Source organism: Afipia dichlorophenoxyacetatis, from assembly GCF_055386385.1.
Map to the genome: position 1 here is coordinate 108,522 of NZ_AP029250.1, position 14,816 is coordinate 123,337.

Below are 14,816 nucleotides of genomic sequence, written 5' to 3' on the forward strand. Positions count from 1 at the left end.
TAGATTATGGCGAACGTCGTTCTGCGCGATGTGCGGAAAATTTATCCAGGCGGCGTCGAGGCCATCAAAGGCGTCGGGTTCGAGATCGGCGATGGACAGTTCTGCGTGCTGGTTGGTCCATCCGGATGCGGGAAGTCCACGCTGTTACGTATGGTCGCGGGATTGGAGACGATCACCGGCGGCACGATCGATATCGGCGGCCGCGTCGTCAATGAGCTTGAGCCCGCTGAACGCGACATCGCCATGGTGTTTCAGAACTACGCGCTCTATCCGCATATGAGCGTGTACAACAACATGGCGTATGGCCTGCGAAATCGCGGCATGCCGAAGCCCGAGATCGACAAACGGGTGCGAGAGGCCGCACAGATTCTCGAAATCGCACCCATGCTCGAGCGTAAGCCGCGGCAACTGTCAGGCGGGCAGCGCCAGCGCGTCGCCATGGGGCGCGCCATCGTACGACAACCCAAGGTGTTTCTGTTCGACGAGCCGCTATCCAATCTTGATGCCAAGCTGCGCGTCGCCATGCGCGTCGAGATTCGTAAACTGCAGCGCCGCCTCAACACCACGTCGATCTACGTGACCCATGACCAGCTGGAGGCCATGACGCTCGCCGACATTCTTGTCGTGATGAACGGAGGCGTGGTGGAGCAGATCGGCAAACCGCTGGATGTTTACAACAAGCCCGCCACGACATTCGTGGCATCTTTCATCGGCGCCCCGCCGATGAATTTGCTGCCGTTGAAAGCCAACGGCTTGAGCTCGCAACTCTCGAAGTTGCAATTCGATGCTCCCGACGATGCCGTGCTCGGGGTGCGGCCGGAAGACCTCTCGATATCCGATCATTCGGCATCGGGAAGCCTCGGCCTTGAGCTCATCATCGATGCGATCGAGCGGGTCGGCCCGGAAACTTTCGTCTACGGCACACGCGCGCATGACGGCGCAGCCCAGGCAATCAGCCCGAAACCGGGGGAACTGCCGCCGGGTGAAATTATCGTGCGGTTGCCCGGTGAGGCGGTTCCGGTGATCGGCGAACGCCTCCAGGTCGTCGCGCCCCGCACCAAACTGCACCTGTTCGGTGCCGGCGGGCGCCGAATTGGCGATTAAGCCCGGAAAATCCCCTATTTTTCCAGTTGAACGGCCAATTCGACCTTCTTGAACAGGTCCGGCACCATCTCCATATTGATTTCTAGCCGGCGGGCCGCAAAGCCACCGGGTGGGCGCCGAAAGGGCCTTAACTGTCAAAGTCGCTTCGAGAGGACTTTGTGAATGTCTCGTGTTCCTTCGCTATCGAGTCCGTTTCTTTTGGGATTCGACGAGATCGAGCGTGCGCTTGATCGAGTCGTCAAAGGTGCGGACGGTTATCCTCCTTATAACATCGAACGGTGCAACCGTGGCGAGGGTCAACCCGAGCGCCTGCGGATCACCTTGGCGGTTGCGGGGTTTACCCGTGATCAGCTCGATGTAACCACGGAGGAGAACCAGCTCGTCATCCGCGGACGGCAGCAAGACGACAAAACCAGGCAGTACATCCATCGCGGCATTGCCGCGAGGCACTTCCAGCGGACTTTCGTGCTGGCAGATGGAATGTATGTGCTGGGCGCAGATCTGAAAAATGGTCTGCTGTCGATCGACCTTGCCCGGCCCGAGCCTGCACGGGTGATTAAGACAATAGCGATCAATGAGCACGAATAATGGAACAGAAGCGGACTCGACCGCTTAGTTAACTGTGAGGAGTCGAGACCATGACCGAAGCTAACGTTATCTTCGAGGCTGATGTCTCTCCCGAGACGCTGGCAACACTGGGCGAGGGACATATCGCCTACGTCAAACAGATTCGCTCAGAGGACGTGCCGGGCCTTTTCCCGCAGGCGCCACATCTCGCGCCGGGAATGAAGCTGTTCGCGCTTCATGCCGCCGATGGCACGCCGATCATGCTGACAGATAGCCGCGAGGCGGCAATCGCCAACGCATGGAGCAACGAGCTGGAAACCGTCAGCGTCCACTGAAGACGCCCGACAAAGCTCACGAAACGAAGCGGCAGTGCGATGAGCGCTGCCGTTTTTATTTTGGTCGCTTTTATTTGTCGGCTTGGTTGACGATTGATGATCAGGCTGCGGTCGCGGGCGGCAATGCCAGCACCGAATACAGCGCCTCGGCGTCACGTGACGCGCGCAACTTCTTTGCGATTTCCTGATCGCGCAGCAGGCGCGCAATTCGCGCAAGCGCCTTGAGATGATCGGCGCCCGCACCTTCCGGTGCGAGCAGCAGAAAGATCAAATCGACCGGCTGGCCGTCCATGGCCTCGAAATCAATCGGGCGTTCCAGCCGCGCGAAAAGCCCTGACAGCTTCTCAAGCTTCGGCAACTTGCCATGGGGAATGGCAACGCCATAACCAACCGCCGTCGTGCCGAGCTTCTCCCGCTGCAGCAAGACCTCGAAAATCGCCCTCTCGTTTTGTCCGGTCAACACAGCAGCGCGCGCAGACAATTCCTGCAACGCCTGTTTTTTGCTGTTGACCTTCAACGCAGGGAGAATCGCCTCTGGTGCGACCAGATCGGTAATCGTCATAGGGCGTTCCGAAGGTGAGTAAGCCGTTGGTATGGTTAAAAGATCGATCTCAGACCGAGCTGCGTCAAGAGCTATTGGAACCAAATGTGGTCCGCAGCCCCTTGAAGGCGGCGGACCATAGTTAGGCTGTCGCGAGGCGTCAATGGCGCACCGGTTCGTTGTTGGCCGGCGGATCGACCCAGCCGACATTTCCGTCCGCTCGCCGGTAAATCACGTTAATCCGGCCACTGCTGCCATGCTGAAACACCATGACCGCAGCGCCCGTCATATCGAGTTCCATCACGGCTTCGCTCACGGAAAAACGTTTCAGCGAGGTGGTCGCTTCAGCGATGATGACGGGATTGAATTCTGTGACGTCTTCTTCGCCTTCCGGCATCGCTTCGATCACATAGCTGGACGCATCAATGCCGCCACCATTGAGTTCGGACATCGCGGCAGATGCAGCGTGTGCCTTGCGCGATGATCGATCCTTCAGACGGCTCTTGTAGCGCCGTAGACGCTTTTCAATCTGCAGCAAAGCCTGATCCGCACTGGCGTAAGCGTCACCGGCCATAGCGTCGGCTTCGAGGGTAATTCCGGAATCCAGATGCAGCGCGCAATCGGTGCGAAAACCAAAGCCGTCTTTGCAAAGCGTGATGTGGCCGGAGTAATTGCCATCGAAGTACTTTCGCAAGACTTCTTCGGTCCGCTCGCTGATGCGCTCACGCAGAGCTTCGCCAACACTGATGCTTTTTCCAGAAACCCGAAGTGTCATGTCATGCCTCACTTGCTTTTCGGACTCGCAATTCGACTGGAATGTAAGGGTTCTGCTAATCGCTGCTCCCGTCAAGCCGTAGCGGTGTCGCGGGATCTGTCTCCAGCGGGAAGTGCTGCGCCAAGCATGCCCTGCTTGTCGCGCCGTCGTTGAACTGAGGAGGGGATGCGCATGGCTTCTCGATATTTCGCAACGGTTCGCCGGGCGATATCAATGCCGTCACTGTGCAATCGTTCCACGATCGTGTCATCCGACAAGATAGCCGAAGGACTTTCCGCATCGATCAACTGTTTGATGCGGTGCCGCACGGCTTCGGCCGAGTGGGCGTCGCCGCCATCGGCGGACGCAATGGACGCCGTAAAAAAATACTTCAATTCGAACGTGCCGCGGTTCGTCGCCATGTACTTGTTGGCGGTGACGCGCGAAACGGTCGATTCATGCATCTGGATCGCGTCGGCAACAGCTTTCAAATTCAGCGGCCGCAAATGGGCGACACCCTGTGTAAAGAAACCATCCTGTTGACGTACGATCTCCGTGGCAACTTTCAAGATCGTCCGCGCCCGTTGATCAAGTGCGCGCGCCAGCCAGGTCGCGTTTTGCAGGCAATCCGTGAAATATGACTTGTCACCATCCTTACGAATGGTCTTCGACAATTCCGAATAATAGACTTGGTTAACCAGTACCTTCGGCAAGGTGTCGCTGTTTAATTCAACATGCCAGCCGCCGTCCGGACCAGGACGCACATAGACATCAGGTACAACCGTCTGCGCCTTGGTCGAGCCGAACTTCAAGCCGGGCTTTGGATCGAGTTGACGAATTTCTCCGATCATGTCGGCAATATCTTCGTCATCGACGCCACAGATTTTGCGCAGGGATGCGATATCCCGCTTCGCCAGCAGATCGAGATTCTCCACCAGCGCCTGCATCGCCGGATCGTACCGATCGCGCTCGCGCAATTGAATCGCGAGACATTCACTCAGATTGCGCGCGCAAATCCCGGGCGGATCAAATGTCTGGAGAGCCGCCAACACCTCTTCGACAGCCTCGCGTGAGGCGCCAAGTTTGTCATGCGCGTCGCCGAGATCCGGCGGCAAATACCCGGCCTCATCAACAAGGTCGATGAGATACTGCCCGATCATGCGGCGCGACGGATCGGAAAATGCGACAGCCAGTTGTTCCGCAAGATGGCTGTTGAGGGTCACTTCGGCGGCGGCGAAGGCTTCCAGATTGTAGCCATCGTCGTTTGATGCGCCACCTCCCCACTCCGTATAGGCGGTTGGCGCTGCATCCTGCGCGTTCCGCGCGGCAGCTTCGGCTGGCTCTTCGGAAAAGACATTTTCCATACCGGTGTCGAGCGTGTGCTCGATTTCAGTACGCGTCCCAAGATCGCGATTCATCCAGTCTTCGGGCGCGGACTCAAACCCGTCTGCCGCGCCGTCCGGGCCCTCGCCACCCGCGTAATCACCATCATCTGCGCCGGAAAATTCGGCTTGTTCCCTATCGGCTCCGCCAGCTTCTCCGGAGTCGGCGGGGCCGTCATGGTCAGCCCGCTCAAGCAAAGGATTGCGCTCAAGCTCCTCTTCGACAAAGGCCACCAGATCAAGATTTGAAAGCTGCAAGAGCTTGATCGCCTGCATCAACTGCGGCGTCATGACCAGCGATTGCGACTGGCGGAATTCTAATCTCTGCGTAAGCGCCATAAACGAGACTCGGCCCCAAAAGTGGTCCGTTTCTTGCTTAGCGTCTTCCGAGGGAGAAGTACACGACTTGACGAATTGATATTTCGGACTACGGGCGATTCTGAGACAGCCGCAGATAGCTCAGAAATAGCGATAACGCCGCCAAATTCTGACAGGGGGTATTAGAGGCGGAATTCCTCGCCCAGATAGAGCCTGCGAACGTCGGGATCGTTGACGATTTCCTCCGGATTGCCTTCCGTCAGAACTTCGCCCGCATAAACGATATAGGCGCGGTCAGTCAGACCCAGCGTTTCGCGGACATTATGGTCCGTGATCAAAACGCCAATCCCGCGATTGGTGAGGTGGCGCACCAATTGCTGAATGTCGCCAACGGCAATCGGATCAATGCCGGCGAACGGTTCGTCGAGCAGCATGTAGCTCGGGCGCGACGCCAGGGCGCGCGCGATTTCGACACGACGTCGCTCACCGCCCGACAGCGCAATCGAGGGCGATTTGCGCAGCCGCGTCACATTGAATTCCTCGAGCAGCGAATCCAGTTCGCGCTCACGCTTGCGCTTGTCAGGCTCAACGACTTCAAGCACCGCGCGAATGTTATCTTCCACCGAAAGGCCGCGGAAAATCGACGTTTCCTGCGGAAGGTAGCCGATGCCGAGGCGTGCGCGCTGATACATCGGCAATTGCGTCACATCATGCCCGTCCAGTTCGACGCGACCGCGGTCGGGCTTGATCAGACCCGTGATCATGTAGAACACGGTGGTCTTACCGGCGCCATTCGGCCCCAAGATACCGACGGCCTCACCACGGCGAACATAGATGCTCACGCCGTGGACAATCTTGCGCGTGCCAAAACTCTTCTCGACGCCGTGAATCGCCAGGTAGCCCGCATGCGCGGCCCGGGGCGCTGTCGTCGGAGGAGATGCGCTCCGTGTCCGTGGGGCTTCATTCCGTGCTGGCTGCTCCCGCGACACCGCTGGCTCGCGCGGGGCTGTCCGCGGAATAGGCGGCGCGTCGTGCGCGAAATCGGATGGATCGTAGACATCCGGCAGCGGCTCGCGCGCCACAGCCGCAACGACCTCCCGCCTGACGGGGGCAGCAGAGGGGTCCCGCGCCGGCTGACGCGCTGCGGGCGCGGTCGGCTTCTCGCCAACCACGGATCGGAACATATCCCCCATCCGCTCGCCCAAGGACGTGATGTCCTGACGCGAACGGCCAAACCCCTGTCGGCCAGGGGCCGGGCCGCGGTTGCGGCCACGAAACATGCGGAACAAATCCACCATACCCGCTTCAATCAGCCTTTAGAGCGTCGTCGCATTGCTTGCGCGGTTCCAACAATATTCCAGTCAAAAGCCCCGCCCTGTCCTGTCAGCATGCGCTCGTTCACGCTCTCAAGTCAGCGGCTAGAGTGATATAGGCTCGATACGGCAGGTTCAACCTTGCCGCCGTGTTGAGCTATTCAAGTTATTGAGCTTCAAAGGTTTTCCAGGCTGAGTATCCCGTCCCGGTGTGGGTGCGGCACCCCCGCCAGGGGCCCCGTTCGTAGTCGGAGAGGATTGGAAGACGCCCTGAACGCGCGACTTCGATTCCACCCGGGATACACCTGTCGTGAGATCAACAACCAGACGATCACCTTTCAGGACATTCTTTTCCTTGGTGAGCAGAACGTTGCCAATCATCGTCACCGTATTGGCGCGCATGTCGAACACACCGGTGTCCCCCGTCACGGTCGAATCCTTCTGGGTGACGATGACACCACCTTTTGCTTCAAGTTTTCGGATGGACGAACTGCCGCTCGGGCCCGGTGTCGCCGACTTCATGGCAGGGGCAGGCTTCGCTCCGGCTGCAGACTGGTCATTGTCGTAAAACACGACCAACGTTTTGCAGCGCATGGTGGTGTCGCCCTGCACCACTTTGACATCGCCACTGAAAGTCGCAGCCTTATCCTTGTCCCGCATTTCAAGCGACGCCGCATCGATCTGAATAGGCTTGTCTCGATTCTGCGAGAAACCCTGCATCGCATTTGGAACGCCCGTCGTCGTACTCTGCGCCACGGCCTCGTGCGTAACAAAAAGAACGACAGCGATCATGCACGCGAACAACACGCGCGACTTCACACGAAACAAGGTCTCTGCTTTCAAACAATCAACCGGCGACATCATCTGGCTGCGGCGTCCTGCGCAGAAGTCGAATTCTGCGGCGTCTTTGCAGAGGAATCCTCTGGAATCAAAATCATCGAAACTCCGCCTTCGAACCGGACCAATGCGCCATTCTCGGTGATTCTCAGGCGTTGCGCATCGAGGGTGCCGTTAAGCAATTTCACCGCAACAGGCTCGTCCGACGACACGGTCCCACCTGCGATATCGACCGCGGCTTGTGTCAAACGTGCCTCATAGCCGGTCGAGGACTGCAGGAAAATTCGGTCCTTTAAATTCAGCAATTGCGATTTTGTGTCGAACAATCCGCTGCGCGCATCCATCGTGATGCCCGTCTTGTCTTCCATTTGAACCTTTGCGCGCAGTTCGTTCAACTCGACATTGGTGGGATTGGTGACATCCTGGACGGCAGACTTGGCCCACAGCTCATAAGGTCGCTGGTCCGGTGTGAAGCCCGCAAGATGCGGTGAGTCCATAGTGATCTTGGTGCCGGACACCGCCAACTTTGTCAGATCGATCGGCAGCTGAGCCAAAATCCTGAACGGGTTGAAAAGCGAGATTCCGACAATGCTCAGCAGGGCAGCAGCAACCAGCACAGGCACGGCAATGCGCAATTGGCGCACACGCCGGCTATGGCGTTTTGCACGCGCGTAACGCGCATCGGCGTCCGCCTGATAGTTCTGGCTCTGAATCGAATACAAAACCCGCTCCGAAACACCGGATGCCCCGCTTCATTCTACGCGATAAGCCGGCCCTTTACAGCCCGGCTTTCTTGTCGCGCTAGGTAAGCTACCCCGCCATCAGGCCAACGAGTGTGACCGAAACGAGGCGGCTTTAAGCATGTTTCGAAAAAGAGAGACCGAGGCAACCTTGCCCGCGCGGCAACCAAAGACACTCTTACGAATGAGCGAAGATGTCGTCGTTTTCCCAGCCATGAAGATCGAGCTTGGCGCGCGTTGGCAAAAACTCGAAACAGGCCTGTGCCAGCGCTTCGCGGTTTTCCCGCGCCAACATGGCGTCGAGCTTTTCGCGCAAGGCATGAAGGTGCAACACATCAGAGGCTGCGTAAGCAAGCTGCGCGTCCGTCAACGTCGCAGCGCCCCAATCGCTCGACTGCTGCTGCTTGGACAATTCCACGCCGAGCACCTCACGCACGAGATCCTTCAACCCATGCCGATCCGTGTAAGTGCGGACAAGCTTGGAAACGATTTTCGTGCAGTACACCGGCGCCGGCATCACGCCGAAAGCCTGCGACAACACTGCGAGATCAAACCGCGCAAAATGAAAAATCTTGGTGACGCCGGGATCGCCGAGCAGCTTCTTCAAATTGGGAGCATCGGTGTGACCGGCCGGGATTTGCACCACGTCGGCGGTGCCATCACCGTTCGACAGCTGCACAACACACAACCGATCGCGGTGCGGATTGAGCCCCAGCGTTTCGGTGTCGATCGCGACTGACTGCGTATAACGCGAAAGATCCGGCAAATCGCCGCGATGCAGACGGATGGTCATGGTTCACAGCACCCTGCTTTTCAAAGCCGTCGAATCGGCACAGTCTAAATTAACGCTCGATATTTTTATCGACGAGAGGTGATCGAAGCCTCAACGCCAAAGCCCGTAACTCGCCCACTTCGATTCTGGAATTTGTTCGCCGATTTTATAGCTGAACGACAGAACACTCATGTGGTCGGGGCTACCCTTGCACACAAACGAAAACGAATACCAATGGCCCTTGCTGCGAAATGCACCGCCGGCCCCCTTTACGGTATCCCCCATATGCTGAGGGTGCGACATCACATCGGTCTTGGCACGATCGGGACGGAAAGACCGCGCGTCCTTTGCAATACGGCTCATAGCCTCAAGGTCGCAGACCTGCTCCAGCCGCGTTTGCGGATCCAGCTTCTTCAGGCTCGCCGCGAAGCGCGGATCCATAGCGAAGGATGGCGTGACCGCAGCAGTTACTGCGAGCAAAACAAAGAGGAGATTCTTCACGCGAGGACCATTGCGAAGAGGACGGGCGCAATACCCAAGGGGCTCAACTTCTTGAAGAGTAAGATCTTCTTGAAGTTGCTGGTGCCCAGGAAAGGACTCGAACCTTCACGGCCGTTAAGCCACTGGCACCTGAAGCCAGCGCGTCTACCAATTCCGCCACCTGGGCACGGAGCGGTTTACTACGGACAGGCCGTCCGCTTGTCAAATTGAGCTGATAGAAACCCGGCATCTTCTCAACGCGAAAATGCTGGCATATCGCCGAACCGCGGGATATGCCCGCATCCAGCGTTATAACTTGCCCAGGAATCGCCCCATGCCAGCGCCCATCGATACGCTCGTTACCGTTTTCGGAGGATCGGGGTTCCTCGGCCGGCATGTGATTCGCGCGCTAGCCAAGCGCGATTATCGCATCCGGGTCGGTGTCCGCCGCCCCGAACTGGCCGGGCACCTCCAGCCGCTGGGGAAAGTCGGCCAAATTCACCCCGTTCAGGCCAATGTGCGCTACCCCGCGTCGGTCCAGGCCGCCGCCCGAGGCGCCCACATCATCGTGAATCTGGTGGGCATTCTTGCCGAGGGTGGCGCTCAGAGCTTTGACGCTGTTCAAGCCAAGGGCGCCGAGACGATTGCCCGCGCCGCCAGCGAGATCGGTGCGCGGGTCGTCCACGTCTCGGCCATCGGTGCCGATGCTTCATCTACCTCGCGTTACGCCCGCACCAAGGCCGCCGGTGAAGCCGCCGTGCTCGCTGCATCGCCTTCGGCCGCGATCATGCGCCCATCGGTGGTGTTCGGTCCGGAAGATCAATTCACCAACCGCTTTGCGGCCCTGGCGCGCATGTCGCCCATGCTGCCGCTGATCGGCGGTGGACTGACCAGGCTGCAGCCGGTGTTCGTCGGCGATGTCGCGACCGCGATCGCCGATGCAGTGGACGGCAAGACGAAACCGGGGGCCACCTATGAGCTTGGCGGCCCGGAAGTCATGACCATGCGGGAAATCCTCGAGGCGATCCTATCCATCACCCAGCGCGACCGGGCGCTGGTTCCGTTGCCGTTCGGACTGGCGCGCCTCCAGTCGATGTTCCTGCAATTTGCACCGGGCGACCTGAAGCTGACCCCGGATCAGGTCGAACTGCTGCGAAGCGACAATGTTGTGTCTGACGCAGCCAAGTCCGCTGGGCTAACGCTGGAAGGCTTGGGCATCACGCCGGATTCGCTGGAAGCCATCGCGCCGTCCTATCTGTGGCGCTTCCGCAAGACCGGACAGTTCGCACATAACGGCGCGTAATTCCGACGCGCCGTTCCGTTGTGCGGCAGGATTAGAACCCTAAAGCCAAACCAATCAGGCCCAGCGTTCCTACTGCCACGCGCCACCATGCAAACAGCCCGAAGCCGTGGCGAGTGACGTAGCCAAGGAACGTCTTCACCACGATGATCGCGGTGATGAAAGACACGACAAAGCCGACTGCGAGGACCAGGGAATGGTCCATCGTCATGTCATTCCGGCTCTTGTAGAGATCATACGCAAACGCGCCGACCATGGTCGGAATGGCGAGAAAGAACGAGAATTCCGCCGCCGCGCGCTTGTCCGCGCCGAACAGCATCGCGGCCACGATCGAAGCGCCGGAACGCGAGACGCCGGGAATCATCGCTGCGCACTGCGCCACGCCGATGCCGAGATACATCGGCAGCGAAAACGTCGTCGCATCATGATAGCGCGGCTTGAAATCCTGCTGGTCGACCCACAGCAGAACGGCACCACCAACGATCAGCGAGAAGCAAACCACCCAGGGATTGAACAGACGCTCCTTGATGAAATGACCGAACAACAATCCCATGACCACCGCGGGCAGGAATGCCACCAGTACGCCGATCACAAATCGCTGGGCGGCGGGATCGGAGAACATTCGCGTGGCGATGTGCCAGAGTCTGCCGAAATAGATGACAAGGATCGCCAGGATCGCACCGAGCTGAATCAGCACCGCGAAGCTTTTCCAGAAATTGTCCTGATCGAGATTGAAGAAGCGCTCCACCAGCAGCAGATGCCCCGTGGACGAGACCGGCAGAAACTCGGTAACGCCCTCGACGATACCGAGGACGAGGGCTCTCAAGAAATCAGCTAACATCAGGGGTCATCCGCAAGGCTAGTAGAGTGGATTTGACATTCGCAGGAGGCGCCCACCGAAACGGGATGCGAGTGTTCCAGGACCGGCGAACTTGTCGCCCATTCGGCATGCCGCCGCAACGGCAAATACATCCGGCGCGGACTTCAAATCGACACAACGACACGGCAGATGGCGAAGCTGTGTATCCCCTTTCGTCTCAACCGGCCGGGCGTGTTAACCGCCATTCGAGACGCTTTGTTAAATCTGAATGGACTATCACACCTTCATGTTCACCCTTTTTCATCATCCTTTTTGCCCACGATCGCGTTTTGTGCGGCTTGCGTTAGGCGAACACGGCCTGGATTCCCGGCTCGTGGAGGAAAGGGTGTGGGATCGCCGTGAAGCATTTCTCACTCTGAACCCCGCCGGCACGACGCCGGTTCTGATGGCAGAGGGGGCCCCGGCTATTCCGGGGGCCGGCATCGTCGCGGAATATCTTGACGAACGTCACGGCGCATTGCTCGGCGAGCATCGTCTGCTGCCGCAGGCGACGGCCGAACGCATCGAGGTTCGCCGTCTGCTGGCATGGTTCAACCATAAATTCTTCGACGAGGCGAGCGGCCCGCTGGTGACCGAACGGATCTACAAGCGGTTCATGGCTGGCGACCAGGGCGGCGGTGCGCCATCAACGGATGTTCTGCGGGCGGCGAAAGCGAATGTGCGCTATCATCTGGCCTATATCGGCTGGCTGGCGCGGACGCGGAATTTCCTGGCGGGTGATCGTCTCACCTATGCCGACCTTGCCGCTGCCGCCCATCTGTCCGCGATCGATTACCTGGGCGATGTGCCATGGAACGAGGACGACGCGGCCAAGGCATGGTATGTGCGGATCAAATCCCGTCCCTCGTTCCGGCCGCTGCTGAACGAGTGGCTGGCGGGGTTCCCGGCAGCCGCCCATTACATGGACCTCGACTTCTGATTCAGGACAGCGCTCTCGACCCGATTGCCGTCAAAGCGGCATTGATCCAAGAGGCGCATGCGCTCGGCTTCAGCGCGATTGGCATCACCGATCCCGGCGCAACGGCAGGCGCTGCCGAACACCTGCAGACGTTTCTCGATAGCGGAAGCCATGGCGACATGGACTGGCTCGCCAACGAGCCGCAGCGCCGCGCTCATCCGCAAGTGCTATGGGGCGATGTCCGCTCGGTGATCATGCTGGGCGTAAACTACGGCCCTGACGAAAATCCACTGTCCATCCTCGAACAGACAACACGCGGCGCAATCTCGGTCTACGCGCGCGGCGATGACTACCACGATCCGATCAAGAAGCGACTGAAAGCCCTCGCTCGATGGCTGCTCGCCCACGCAGGCGGAGACGTCAAAGTGTTCGTCGACACTGCCGCCGTGATGGAAAAGCCGCTCGCGCATGCTGCAGGCCTCGGCTGGCAGGGCAAGCACACCAACCTGGTGTCGCGCGACTACGGCTCATGGCTGTTTCTCGGCGCCATCTTCACCACACTCGATTTGCCGCGCGACAGCGACGGCGGCAGCCATTGCGGCTCCTGCCGGAATTGCCTCGATGCCTGTCCGACCCATGCTTTCCCCGCGCCGTACCAGCTCGATGCTAGGCGATGCATCTCGTATCTGACGATCGAACATAAGGGCCCGATCCCGCATGAATTTCGTCCGGCCATGGGCAATCGCATTTATGGGTGCGACGATTGCTTGGCAGCATGCCCCTGGAACAAGTTCGCCCAGGAGGGACATGAGGCGAAACTGAAAGCGCGCGAGGAACTGCGCGCACCGTCGCTGGCCGAACTTTCGCAACTCGACGACGCGTCTTTCCGCGCGCTTTTCACGAAATCACCGATCAAGCGGATCGGGCGCGATCGCTTCATTCGCAATGTTCTCATCGCCATCGGCAACTCCGGCGACGCGGCACTCGCCGAAAATGCCAGGCAGCTGCTTGAGGATGCGAATCCTCTGGTGCGAGGTGCAGCTGTCTGGGCGCTGGCACGTCTGTTGCCGTCCGCAGACTTTGCAGAACTTGCAGCGCGTTCGAATGATGCGGACGAGACAGTGCGCAACGAGTGGCAAGCCTGCGAAGCGATGGTTGCCTGACAACCGATCTAATTCGCGAGGTGCCGTCGCATCTCGGGCCTAGCCTTCAGCGCAACGCCCTGCCTGGCGAAGATCTTAGCCATGCGCTCGGGAGCAAATTTCATATCGACGAAGCCGGTCGCGACATTTGCCACTTCGCTATATTCCGCGATCAAGCCATCGCGAAGCGCCATAATGGCAACGCCTTCAAACATGGCACGCGCGCCCTCAGCCTCTGGAAGCAGCGACCGATAGCTGAAGGTATAGCGCGCATAAAGCATTCGCCCGTTGCTGACCGGATCGTGCATCTCCCACCGGAAATCAGTGGCGGTTCGATAGAACCAGTCATCGATCATCTGTGCGATCTTCGCGCGGCCCGCGAAAGCGCCGTAGAAAACATCGTGGTAGACGCCGTCTTCGGTAAACAGCGCTGCGAAGGCACGTCCATCGTGCTGTTCAACCGCGCGACAAAACTCCCGAAGCAGTGTGTCTGGCTGCATGATCACCTTCCGGCTTGAGGTTCGATTGTGCCGGAAGAGCTCGGCGCGTCAACCGATCGATAACTCGTCGACTGCCGCCAGCATGCGGGCGATGTCCTGCGGCCGTGACAGCCGATGGTCACCGTCCTGAATCAATGTGAGGACGACATCGTCGCTGGGCAGACAGTGCGTCAGTGAAAAGGCATGCTGCCACGGCACATCGGGATCCTGTGCGCCCTGCAGGATACGAACCGGACATCCGATATTGATTGCGCCACCAAGCAGCAAATGATTGCGCCCCTCTTCGATCAGGTTACGAGTGATCGGATAGGGATCACCGTATTCGGATGGACGGTACCAAACGCCTTTGGTCGCGATCTCGTCGCGGATCTCTTGCGGAAAGTTTTTCCACATCAACTCTTCAGTGAAATCCGGCGCCGGTGCAATCAGCACCAGCCCGGCCAACGTCGCGCGGGATGCGCCTTTGCGCTTTGCGAGGGCCCGTGCCAGCAGCAGGGCCATCCAGCCGCCCATGGAAGAGCCGATCGCGACCTGCGGTCCTTCGCAGCACGCCTCGAATACCGCAAGGCTCTCCTCGAGCCACTGCCCGATCGTCCCGTCCTCGAAGTCTCCACCGGACTCGCCATGCCCTGAATAGTCAAAGCGAATACATGCCCTGCGATTCTCGCCTGCCCATTCATCAAGCGCCTGCGCTTTGGTCCCCTTCATGTCCGACTTGAACCCGCCAAGCCAGAACAACCCCGGCGCGTCACCGGTGCGCGCACGGACCGCGATCCGACGCGCGGCATTGCTGCCGACATTGATGAAGACCGGGTCGGGCCCGGCGGAACCATCTATTGAGCTCATGTGAACCTATTCGTCCGATTGACCGTTATTGATATGCGGTCGTTGATGCGTCAATTGGCTGCGCGGGTTGCGCGCGCGGCGAACAGCAGGGAACCACAAGGTTAAAA

At 59.1% G+C, this 14,816-nt stretch carries 17 protein-coding genes and 1 tRNA gene; 6 read left to right on the top strand and 12 right to left on the bottom strand.

Annotation, left to right across the window (positions count from 1 at the left end; genetic code table 11):
* Positions 1-6: 6 nt before the first annotated feature.
* The 3 genes from ACZ5C3_RS00480 (at position 7) to ACZ5C3_RS00490 (ending at position 2,006) form a co-directional block, all read left to right on the top strand.
* Positions 7-1,104: a sn-glycerol-3-phosphate import ATP-binding protein UgpC gene (locus ACZ5C3_RS00480; protein WP_464044421.1), complete on the top strand. Its 1,098-nt coding sequence runs from the start codon at positions 7-9 to the stop codon at positions 1,102-1,104.
* 162 nt (positions 1,105-1,266) lie between these two features.
* Positions 1,267-1,692 (top strand): Hsp20 family protein, encoded by a 426-nt coding sequence (locus tag ACZ5C3_RS00485; RefSeq protein ID WP_464034452.1) that lies wholly within the window; start codon positions 1,267-1,269, stop codon positions 1,690-1,692.
* Positions 1,693-1,742: 50 nt separating this feature from the next.
* Entirely contained in the window at positions 1,743-2,006 is a 264-nt protein-coding gene (locus ACZ5C3_RS00490; protein ID WP_464034453.1) for a BQ00720 family protein, read from the top strand.
* A 100-nt stretch (positions 2,007-2,106) separates the two neighbouring features.
* Here the strand turns inward: ACZ5C3_RS00490 and ptsN are convergent, their stop codons facing one another.
* The 9 genes from ptsN to ACZ5C3_RS00535 form a co-directional block, all read right to left on the bottom strand.
* Positions 2,107-2,568: a PTS IIA-like nitrogen regulatory protein PtsN gene (gene ptsN / locus ACZ5C3_RS00495; RefSeq protein ID WP_424628735.1), complete on the bottom strand. Its 462-nt coding sequence runs from the start codon at positions 2,566-2,568 to the stop codon at positions 2,107-2,109.
* 139 nt (positions 2,569-2,707) lie between these two features.
* Positions 2,708-3,322: a ribosome hibernation-promoting factor, HPF/YfiA family gene (hpf, locus tag ACZ5C3_RS00500; RefSeq protein WP_464034455.1), complete on the bottom strand. Its 615-nt coding sequence runs from the start codon at positions 3,320-3,322 to the stop codon at positions 2,708-2,710.
* Positions 3,323-3,393: 71 nt separating this feature from the next.
* Positions 3,394-5,022 carry an RNA polymerase factor sigma-54 gene (rpoN, locus tag ACZ5C3_RS00505; RefSeq protein ID WP_464034457.1) on the bottom strand — a complete coding sequence of 543 codons (1,629 nt, stop codon included), beginning with the start codon at positions 5,020-5,022 and terminating at the stop codon, positions 3,394-3,396.
* A 161-nt stretch (positions 5,023-5,183) separates the two neighbouring features.
* Complete coding sequence (gene lptB, locus ACZ5C3_RS00510; protein WP_464044422.1) at positions 5,184-6,299, bottom strand: LPS export ABC transporter ATP-binding protein; 1,116 nt, start codon at positions 6,297-6,299, stop codon at positions 5,184-5,186.
* A 150-nt stretch (positions 6,300-6,449) separates the two neighbouring features.
* Complete coding sequence (locus ACZ5C3_RS00515) at positions 6,450-7,178, bottom strand: LptA/OstA family protein (protein ID WP_464044423.1); 729 nt, start codon at positions 7,176-7,178, stop codon at positions 6,450-6,452.
* Complete coding sequence (gene lptC / locus ACZ5C3_RS00520; RefSeq protein ID WP_464034463.1) at positions 7,175-7,873, bottom strand: LPS export ABC transporter periplasmic protein LptC; 699 nt, start codon at positions 7,871-7,873, stop codon at positions 7,175-7,177. The genes ACZ5C3_RS00515 and lptC overlap by 4 nt, the downstream gene beginning before the upstream one ends.
* A 196-nt stretch (positions 7,874-8,069) precedes the next feature.
* On the bottom strand, positions 8,070-8,684 hold the full coding sequence (locus ACZ5C3_RS00525) for a ribonuclease D (protein WP_464034465.1): 615 nt from the start codon (positions 8,682-8,684) through the stop codon (positions 8,070-8,072).
* A 90-nt stretch (positions 8,685-8,774) separates the two neighbouring features.
* Positions 8,775-9,164 (bottom strand): DUF930 domain-containing protein, encoded by a 390-nt coding sequence (locus ACZ5C3_RS00530; protein ID WP_464034467.1) that lies wholly within the window; start codon positions 9,162-9,164, stop codon positions 8,775-8,777.
* Between the two features lie 79 nt (positions 9,165-9,243).
* Positions 9,244-9,330, bottom strand: a tRNA-Leu gene (locus ACZ5C3_RS00535).
* Positions 9,331-9,477: 147 nt separating this feature from the next.
* Here ACZ5C3_RS00535 and ACZ5C3_RS00540 point away from each other — a divergent pair.
* The gene (locus ACZ5C3_RS00540; RefSeq protein WP_464034469.1) at positions 9,478-10,446 is read left to right on the top strand and encodes a complex I NDUFA9 subunit family protein; all 969 of its coding nucleotides are present in this window, start codon (positions 9,478-9,480) and stop codon (positions 10,444-10,446) included.
* Positions 10,447-10,477: 31 nt separating this feature from the next.
* Here ACZ5C3_RS00540 and ACZ5C3_RS00545 read toward each other — a convergent pair whose 3' ends face one another.
* Positions 10,478-11,284, bottom strand: a complete 807-nt coding sequence (locus ACZ5C3_RS00545; RefSeq protein ID WP_464034470.1) for an undecaprenyl-diphosphate phosphatase — start codon at positions 11,282-11,284, stop codon at positions 10,478-10,480.
* A 265-nt stretch (positions 11,285-11,549) separates the two neighbouring features.
* Between ACZ5C3_RS00545 and ACZ5C3_RS00550 the strand changes: the two genes are divergently transcribed.
* Both ACZ5C3_RS00550 and queG read left to right on the top strand, forming a co-directional pair.
* Positions 11,550-12,242: a glutathione S-transferase family protein gene (locus ACZ5C3_RS00550; RefSeq protein WP_464038457.1), complete on the top strand. Its 693-nt coding sequence runs from the start codon at positions 11,550-11,552 to the stop codon at positions 12,240-12,242.
* Positions 12,191-13,384: a tRNA epoxyqueuosine(34) reductase QueG gene (gene queG, locus ACZ5C3_RS00555; RefSeq protein WP_464034472.1), complete on the top strand. Its 1,194-nt coding sequence runs from the start codon at positions 12,191-12,193 to the stop codon at positions 13,382-13,384. Before ACZ5C3_RS00550 ends, queG begins: the two co-directional genes overlap by 52 nt.
* Before the next feature lie 8 nt (positions 13,385-13,392).
* Here the strand turns inward: queG and ACZ5C3_RS00560 are convergent, their stop codons facing one another.
* On the bottom strand, positions 13,393-13,863 hold the full coding sequence (locus tag ACZ5C3_RS00560; protein WP_464044424.1) for a nuclear transport factor 2 family protein: 471 nt from the start codon (positions 13,861-13,863) through the stop codon (positions 13,393-13,395).
* A 48-nt stretch (positions 13,864-13,911) separates the two neighbouring features.
* Complete coding sequence (locus tag ACZ5C3_RS00565) at positions 13,912-14,709, bottom strand: alpha/beta hydrolase (protein WP_464034474.1); 798 nt, start codon at positions 14,707-14,709, stop codon at positions 13,912-13,914.
* Between the last annotated feature and the right edge of the window lie 107 nt (positions 14,710-14,816).

What these genes read in the sequence shown, in the direction of transcription:
- ACZ5C3_RS00565 (WP_464034474.1), bottom strand. Translation starts at nt 14,709, where the DNA reads ATGAGCTCAATAGATGGTTCCGCCGGGCCCGACCCGGTCTTCATCAAT.
- ACZ5C3_RS00490 (WP_464034453.1), top strand. Translation starts at nt 1,743, where the DNA reads ATGACCGAAGCTAACGTTATCTTCGAGGCTGATGTCTCTCCCGAGACG.
- ACZ5C3_RS00550 (WP_464038457.1), top strand. Translation starts at nt 11,550, where the DNA reads ATGTTCACCCTTTTTCATCATCCTTTTTGCCCACGATCGCGTTTTGTG.
- ACZ5C3_RS00540 (WP_464034469.1), top strand. Translation starts at nt 9,478, where the DNA reads ATGCCAGCGCCCATCGATACGCTCGTTACCGTTTTCGGAGGATCGGGG.
- ACZ5C3_RS00525 (WP_464034465.1), bottom strand. Translation starts at nt 8,684, where the DNA reads ATGACCATCCGTCTGCATCGCGGCGATTTGCCGGATCTTTCGCGTTAT.
- rpoN (WP_464034457.1), bottom strand. Translation starts at nt 5,022, where the DNA reads ATGGCGCTTACGCAGAGATTAGAATTCCGCCAGTCGCAATCGCTGGTC.
- ptsN (WP_424628735.1), bottom strand. Translation starts at nt 2,568, where the DNA reads ATGACGATTACCGATCTGGTCGCACCAGAGGCGATTCTCCCTGCGTTG.
- ACZ5C3_RS00560 (WP_464044424.1), bottom strand. Translation starts at nt 13,863, where the DNA reads ATGCAGCCAGACACACTGCTTCGGGAGTTTTGTCGCGCGGTTGAACAG.
- ACZ5C3_RS00485 (WP_464034452.1), top strand. Translation starts at nt 1,267, where the DNA reads ATGTCTCGTGTTCCTTCGCTATCGAGTCCGTTTCTTTTGGGATTCGAC.
- ACZ5C3_RS00480 (WP_464044421.1), top strand. Translation starts at nt 7, where the DNA reads ATGGCGAACGTCGTTCTGCGCGATGTGCGGAAAATTTATCCAGGCGGC.
- ACZ5C3_RS00515 (WP_464044423.1), bottom strand. Translation starts at nt 7,178, where the DNA reads ATGATGTCGCCGGTTGATTGTTTGAAAGCAGAGACCTTGTTTCGTGTG.
- ACZ5C3_RS00545 (WP_464034470.1), bottom strand. Translation starts at nt 11,284, where the DNA reads ATGTTAGCTGATTTCTTGAGAGCCCTCGTCCTCGGTATCGTCGAGGGC.
- lptB (WP_464044422.1), bottom strand. Translation starts at nt 6,299, where the DNA reads ATGGTGGATTTGTTCCGCATGTTTCGTGGCCGCAACCGCGGCCCGGCC.
- hpf (WP_464034455.1), bottom strand. Translation starts at nt 3,322, where the DNA reads ATGACACTTCGGGTTTCTGGAAAAAGCATCAGTGTTGGCGAAGCTCTG.